Annotated in this window: 3 protein-coding genes; all 3 read left to right on the forward strand. The window is 74.7% G+C overall.

The features are described 5' to 3' along the window. Nucleotides 1-2,430 (forward strand): amino acid adenylation domain-containing protein (locus tag AB0F10_RS42965; RefSeq protein ID WP_360639647.1); only part of this gene is annotated, 2,430 nt, incomplete at its 5' end. After that, nucleotides 2,427-5,642: an amino acid adenylation domain-containing protein gene (locus tag AB0F10_RS42970; protein ID WP_360639650.1), complete on the forward strand. Its 3,216-nt coding sequence runs from the start codon at nucleotides 2,427-2,429 to the stop codon at nucleotides 5,640-5,642. The genes AB0F10_RS42965 and AB0F10_RS42970, both read left to right, overlap by 4 nt. Beyond that, a partial coding sequence (locus AB0F10_RS42975; protein ID WP_360639653.1) for a beta-ketoacyl synthase N-terminal-like domain-containing protein occupies nucleotides 5,635-7,175 on the forward strand: 1,541 nt, incomplete at its 3' end. The genes AB0F10_RS42970 and AB0F10_RS42975, both read left to right, overlap by 8 nt.

The raw sequence follows: 7,175 nt of genomic DNA on the forward strand, positions 1-7,175 counted from the left end.
CTGGCCGGCCGGCTGGGGGCCGCCGGCGCGGGCCCGGACACGCCCGTCGCGGTCCTCCTGGCCCGCTCGGCGGACCTGGTTGTCGCCCAGCTCGCGGTGCTGAAGACCGGCGGGTACTACCTTCCGCTGGACACCACCCAGCCGGAGGCCCGGCTGCACCGGTTGCTGCGCGACGCCGGCGTGCGCCACGCCGTCGCCGACGAGGCACCCGGCTGGCTGCCCGGCGACATCCGCGTAGTCGGGGTCGACGACGACGGTGCCGCCGACGCCCCGGCTCCCCGGGCCGCACCCCGGCCGGACGCGGCGGTCTGCCTGATGTACACCTCGGGGTCGACCGGCACGCCGAAGGGCGTGGTCGTCACCCACCGCAACGTGGTGGAGCTCGCCGCCGACCGGCGCTTCGCCACCGGTGCGCACGCTCGGGTGCTGTTGCACAGCGCGCACACGTTCGACGCTGTCACCTACGAGCTCTGGGTGCCGCTGCTGACCGGCGGCACCGTGGTGGTGGCGCCGCCAGGACGGCTGGATCCGGGCGCCCTCCGCACGGCGGTGCGCCAGGGTCGGGTCACCGCGCTCCTGCTCCCGCCCGAGCTGCTCCGGGTGGTGCTGGACCTCGCCCCGGACACCCTCGCCGATCTCCGCGAGGTGTGGCCGGCCGGCGATGTCGTCCCCGCGGAGGTGGTCCGCCGGGTGCTCGCGGCGTACCCCGGGGTGGTGGTGGTCAACGGTTACGGGCCGACCGAGACGACCACCTTCGCGACCGGCCACGAGGTGCGCACGCCGGCGGATCTCGGCCCCGGGTCCGTGCCGATCGGCCGGCCGTTCGACAACACCGGCGCCCACGTGCTCGACGCCCGCCTGCGGCCGGTGCCCGTCGGGTCGGTGGGTGAGCTGTACCTGTCCGGCCCGGGCGTGACGCGCGGCTATCTCCACCAGCCGGCCCGGACGGCGGAGCGGTTCGTGGCCGCCCCGTACGCCGTCGCGCCGGGCGAGCGGATGTACCGCACCGGGGATCTCGTGCGCTGGACCGTCGACGGGGTGCTGGAATTCATCGGGCGGGCCGACAACCAGGTGAAGATCCGGGGCTTCCGGGTCGAGCCGGACGAGGTCGAGGTGGTGCTCGAGGAGTGCCCCGGCGTACGGCGGGCGGTAGTCACCGTCGCACCCGGTCCGGACGGCGCCAAACGACTCGTCGCGTACCTCGTCGCCCCGGGCGGCGACCTCGGCCGGGTCCGCCGGCACGCTCACGCGCAGCTGCCCGGTCACCTGGTGCCGGACGTCTTCCAGCTGATCGACCGGGTGCCGCTCGGCCCGCACGGCAAGGTGGACCGGTCCGCGCTGCCGGCGCCGTCGGCGTCCCGCCGGGAGAGGCGGACCGGCCCGGCCGCCACCCCGCAGGAAGCGGCACTGCGCGGGCTCTTCGCCGAGGTGCTCGGGACGCCGGACTTTGCTGGCGACGACAGCTTCTTCGAGGCCGGCGGCGACTCGCTGCTCGCGATGCGGCTCACCGCGGCGATCGAGGCGAAGCTCGGCCTGCGCATGCCCATCAGCGCGGTCTACGAGGCGCCGACGCCCGCCACGCTCGCCACCGGCCTCGACGGCAGGGTTACGAACCGCGGCATGACCCCGCTGCTGCCCCTGCGCCCGGACGGCGACGGCCTGCCGTTGTTCTGCGTGCATCCGGCCCGGGGCCACGGCTGGTCCTTCGCCGGTCTGCTGCCGCACCTGGCCCCCGGCCGGCCCGTGTACGCGCTCCAGGCGCCCTTCCTCGGCGCCGGTGCCCCGTTGCCGGAGAGCATCGAGGAGCTGGCGGAGGGGTACGTCGACCGGATCCGCGCGGTGCGGCCCCGAGGACCGTACGCGTTGCTGGGCCATTCGTTCGGCGGTCTGGTCGCGTACGAGATGGCAGTGCGGCTGCGCGCGGCCGGGCAGCGGATCGAACTGCTGGGGGTGCTCGACGCCGTCCCGGTGCACCTGATCGGTGAACCCCCGGAGCTGGACTACGAGCTGGTCGAGCAGGTGTCGCTCGGCATCCTGCTGAGTGCCGCTCCCGGGGCTGTTCCGCCGACCGGCCGCCTGCACCGCGACGAGGTCCTCGCGGCCGTCCGGGCCGAGGGCCTGTTCCGCGGGGCGAGCGACAACCGGCTGACCGCGCTGCTCGACGTGTGCTCCCGCCACATCCGCCTCGCGCAGCGCTACCGGCCGCCCCGCTACGACGGCCGGCTGGTGTTGTTCTCGGCCACCGCGCAGCCGGACGGCCTGAGCTCGGCCACCAAGGTGGCAGCCTGGCGGGAGGTGGCCGCGGGCGTCACGCTGCACGAGCTCGACTGCGCCCACGGCGAGGTGCTCGCATCCGGGCCTGCCGCGCAGGTCGCCGCCGTCGTCGACGCGGGGCTGGCCGCGTCCGCCACCGAGGTGAGGGAGCCATGAACCCGTCGGCCGAGTACGAGTTCCCCGTCTCGCCGGGCCAGGCGAGGCTGCTGGTGCTGGATCAGCTGCACCCGGGCAGCGACAATTACCACGTCCCGGTCGCCTTCGCCGTACACGGGGAGTTCGACCTCGACGCGTTCACCGGTGCCCTGGACGCGCTGGTGGCCCGGCACGAGTCGCTGCGCACCGTGTTCCGCGTCCACGGCGCCGGATACCGCCAGGTGGTGCTGGCCGCGGCGCGCGCCGACCTGCGCGTCGTGCCGGCCGGTGAGGCCGGGGACGACGCCTTGACCGCCGAGGCGGCCCGGCCGTTCGACCTCGCGAACGGGCCCCTGCTGCGGTGTGCCGTGTTCGCGCTCGGCGAGGACAGCCACCGGATCGTGCTCACCGCCCACCACCTGATCTGCGACGGGTGGTCGATGCAGATCATGCTCCGCGAGCTCACCGTCGCCTACCGGGCCCGCCGGCGGGGACAGCCCGCCGGATTGGCAGCGCTGCCCGTCCAGTACCCCGACTACGCCACCTGGCAGGCAGCCGCCCTCGCCGAGGGCGGGTACGCCGATGCGATCGGCGCCTGGCGCCGGCTGCTGGACGGCGCGCCCGCCCTGCTGGCCCTGCCGGCCGACCGCCCCAGGCCTGCCGTGCAGTCCACCGCCGGCGGGGTCTGCGGTTTTGTCCTGCCCGCCAGGGTCCAGCAGGCTGTCGCCGCGGTGGCCCAGGCCCGCCGGACCACCCCGTTCGTCGTGCTGTTCGCCGCGTTCAACGCCTTCCTGAGCCGGATCTGCGGCCGCACCGACCTGGTCGTCGGGATCCCGGTCGCCGGTCGTGACCACCCCGATCTGCAGGGCGTGGTGGGCCTGCTGACCAACACCCTGGCGATGCGTACCGACGTATCGGGCGATCCCGGTTTCGCCGAGCTGGTCGACCGGGTCCGGGACCGGATGCGGGCCACCGGGCCGCACCAGGAGGCGCCGTTCAGTGCCGTGGTCGACGCCGTGGTGCCGGACCGTCAGCTGAGTTTCGACCCGCTCGTGCAGGTGGTGTTCGCCTTCGACGACGAGACCGACCTGGGGCTGGAGCTGCCGGGTGCCCGCGTCGAGCGGATCGGGCTCCCGGCGGCAACCGCAAAGTTCGACTTCATGGTGTACGTGGAGCGTTTTGGTGCCGAGTTGGCAGCGGCGTTCCATTACCGGTCGGACCTCTTCGACGCCGCCACCGTCCAGGCGTGGGCGCGCAGCTTCGTGGTCCTGCTCGAGCACCTGACCAGCCGGCCGGCCGAGCCCGTCAGTGCCGCCGATCTGCTGGGCCCGGATGACCGCGAGCTGATCGTGCGCGAGTGGAACCGGACCGAGGAGGCCGTCCCGGACCGACTCGTGCCGGACCTGATCGCCGAGCGCGCCGCGCAGTGTCCCGCCGCGATCGCGGTGGTCTGCGGGCCGGACCTGGTGACGTACCGGGAACTGATGGTGCGGGCGGACCGGATCGCCGCCGCGCTGCGGGCGGCCGGGGTGGGCCCGGAGGTCCCGGTCGGCCTGTGCCTGCCCCGGTCGGCCGAGATGGCGATCGCGGCGCTCGCCGTCCTGCGGGCCGGTGGCGCGTACGTTCCCCTCGATCCGCAGCAACCGCCGGCCCGGCTCCGGCAGCTGCTCACCGGCGCCGGCGCGGCGCTCGTGCTCGCTAACGAGCAGACCGAGCGCCAGGTGGGTGCCCTGGGCCGGCCGATGGCGGTGCTGGCCGGCGGAGCCGCGGACCTCGTCGTCCCGCCACCGAGGCGGCCGGCGCCGGCCACCACGGTGCTCGCGTCGGCCAACACCGCGTACATCCTGTTCACGTCGGGCTCGACCGGGCCGCCGAAGGGTGTCGCCGTCGAGCACCGGGCGCTCACCAACCTCGCCACCGCGGTCCGTCGGCAGTTCCCGGTCACCGCCGGGGACCGGGTTCTGCAGTACGTGGCGTTCAGCTTCGACGTCGCCGTCGCCGATCTCTTCTTCACCTGGGTGGCGGGGGCCGAACTGCACATCGCCGGCGAGCACGAGCGGCTCGGCGACGCGCTGGCCCGGCGGCTGGGCGAGTCCGGCATCACGTACGCCTTCCTGCCTCCCGCGGCGGCCATGTCGATGCCCCGCCCGCCGGACGGACTGCCGGCGTTGCGCACCATGGCGATCGGTGGTGAGCCCTGCCCGGCGGAACTGGTCGAGCGGTGGGCGATGTCCGGCCGCCGGCTGCTGGACGCGTACGGGCCGGCGGAAGCGACGGTGTATGCCACCACCGCGCTGCTGTCCGCCGGCGAGCCGGTGGTGATCGGCCGGCCGGTGGCGAACACGCGCGCCTATCTGCTCGACGAGCGGCTGCGGCCGGTGCCGGCCGGTGTGGTCGGCGAGATCTACCTGGCCGGTGCCGGGCTGGCCCGGGGCTACGTCAACCGGCCGGCCCGGACGGCGGAGCGCTTCGTCGCCGATCCGTTCGGCCCGCCTGGCACCCGCATGTACCGCACCGGCGACCTGGGCCGCTACGACACCGGCGGGGTCCTCGCCTATCTGGGCCGGGTCGACACCCAGGTGAAGCTGCGCGGCTTCCGGGTCGAACTCGGCGAGATCGAGACCGCGCTGGCCGCCCACCCGGACGTCGGCGTCGCCGCGGTCGCCCTGCGGGAGAGCGCCGGGACGCCCCGGCTGGTGGCGTACGTGGTCGCTGCCGGCGCCGAACCGCCCGGCGTGAGCACACTGCGTGCCTGGCTCGCTGGACGGCTGCCCGGCTACATGATCCCGGAGCACATCGTGTGCCTCGGCGAGCTTCCCGTCGGCAACACCGGCAAGGTCGACCGGGACCGGCTGCCCGACCCGCCCGCCACCCGGCCCGAGCTGGAACGGTCCTACGTGGCCGCGACCACCCCCGTCGAGCGCGGGATCGCCGAGCTGTGGGCCGGCGTGCTCGGCGTTGACCCGGTCGGGATCCACGACAACTTCTTCGACCTGGGCGGCAACTCGATCGGGCTGCTCGCTGTCCTGGCCGGCCTCCGGGACCTGGGCCATCCGGGCCTCACCATGGTGGACCTCTTCCGGCACGGCACCGTCGCCGCGCTCGCCGGTCACCTGGACCGCTCCGGGAAGCCCGGCCCCGGTCGCGACCCCGGAAGCAGCCGTGGCGCGGATCGGCGGCGCCGCGCCGCGGTGTTGTCAACTCAACGAGGAAAGGCGGCGCGCGGTGAATGACGCATCTGCGGTGGCGGTCGTGGGGATGAGCGGCCGGTTTCCGGGCGCTCGCGACCTGCCGGAATACTGGACGAACCTGAGCGCCGGTGTCTGCTCGATCCGGGACTTCGACCGGGACGAGCTGATCGCCGACGGTGTCGACCCGCACGAACTCCGCCAGCCCGGATACGTGCCCGCGAAGGGTTACCTCGCCGACGCGGACCGGTTCGAGGCGCAGCTGTTCGGCTTCAACGGCACCGAAGCGGCGGTGCTGGACCCGCAGCACCGCCTGCTGCTGGAGGCGGCCTGGAGCGCGCTGGAGGACGCCGGGTACGACCCCCGGCAGGCACCGGGCCGCACCGGCGTCTACGTCGGCGGAAGCCCCACCGAACACCAGCTGGCGGCCGGCACCGACCGCCGGCTGCGGAGCGAGCTGGGCGGAATGCAACTGCGGATCCTGACCGACCGCGAGTTCCTGGCCGGCTGGGTCTCCTACCGGTTGGGTCTGACCGGGCCCAGCCTGACCGTCCAGGCCGCCTGCGCCACCTCGCTGACGGCGGTGCACCTGGCGGCGCAGGCGCTGCTGCTGGGGGAGTGTGACACCGCCCTGGCCGGTGGGGTCTCGGTCGACGCGGTCGGCAAGCGCGGCTACGTGTACCGCGAGGGCGGCATCTTCTCACCGGACGGGCGGTGCCGTCCCTTCGGCGAGAAGGCCGCCGGGACGGTGGCCGGCAGCGGCGTCGGGGTGGTCGTGCTCCGCCGGCTGGCGGACGCGCTCGCCGACGGGGACCCGGTCCGGGCGGTCATCCTGGGCTCCGCGGTCACCAATGACGGCTCGGCGAAGGTGGGCTTCACCGCCCCCAGCGTCGACCGGCAGACCGAAGCCATCACGGAGGCGTGGGCGGCGGCCGGCCTCGAGCCTGCCGCCGCGCAATATCTCGAGATGCACGGCACCGCGACAGCCCTGGGAGATCCCGTCGAGCTCGCTGCGGCCGCGGCCGCGGTGGGTCACCCGTACGGCGGACCGTGCCGGATTGGCTCGGTCAAGTCCAACATCGGCCACCTGGACGCCGCGGCGGGCGTGGCGAGCCTGATCAAGGTGGTGCTCATGCTGGGCCACCGTGAACTGGTGCCGACGGCCAACGTCACCGACCCGCACCCCGACCTCGTGTCGACCCACTCCGGGACCTTCGAGCTGGTCGGCGGAGAACGGCAGTGGGAGCCGCCGGGCGCGGGCCCCCGCCTGGCCGGTGTGTCGGGGGTGGGCATCGGCGGTACCAACGTCCACGTCGTCCTCGCCGAGGCCCCCGGAACGTCCCGGCCCGCACCGCCCGAGCGGGTGGAGCTTATCCCGCTCTCCGCCCGCACCGACGGGCAGCTGCGCGCCGCGGCCGGCCGGCTGGCGGCCGCCCTGCGCGCGCCGGACGCGCCCGCCCTGGCCGACGTGGCTCACACCCTCCACACTGGGCGGGCCCCGCTGGCCTGCCGGGGGTACGTGCTGGCCGGCTCGGTCCCCGAGGCGATTGAGGCGTTGACGGCCCTGGCCGAGAGCGG

Source organism: Actinoplanes sp. NPDC026623 (assembly GCF_040638275.1).
GTDB lineage: Bacteria > Actinomycetota > Actinomycetes > Mycobacteriales > Micromonosporaceae > Actinoplanes.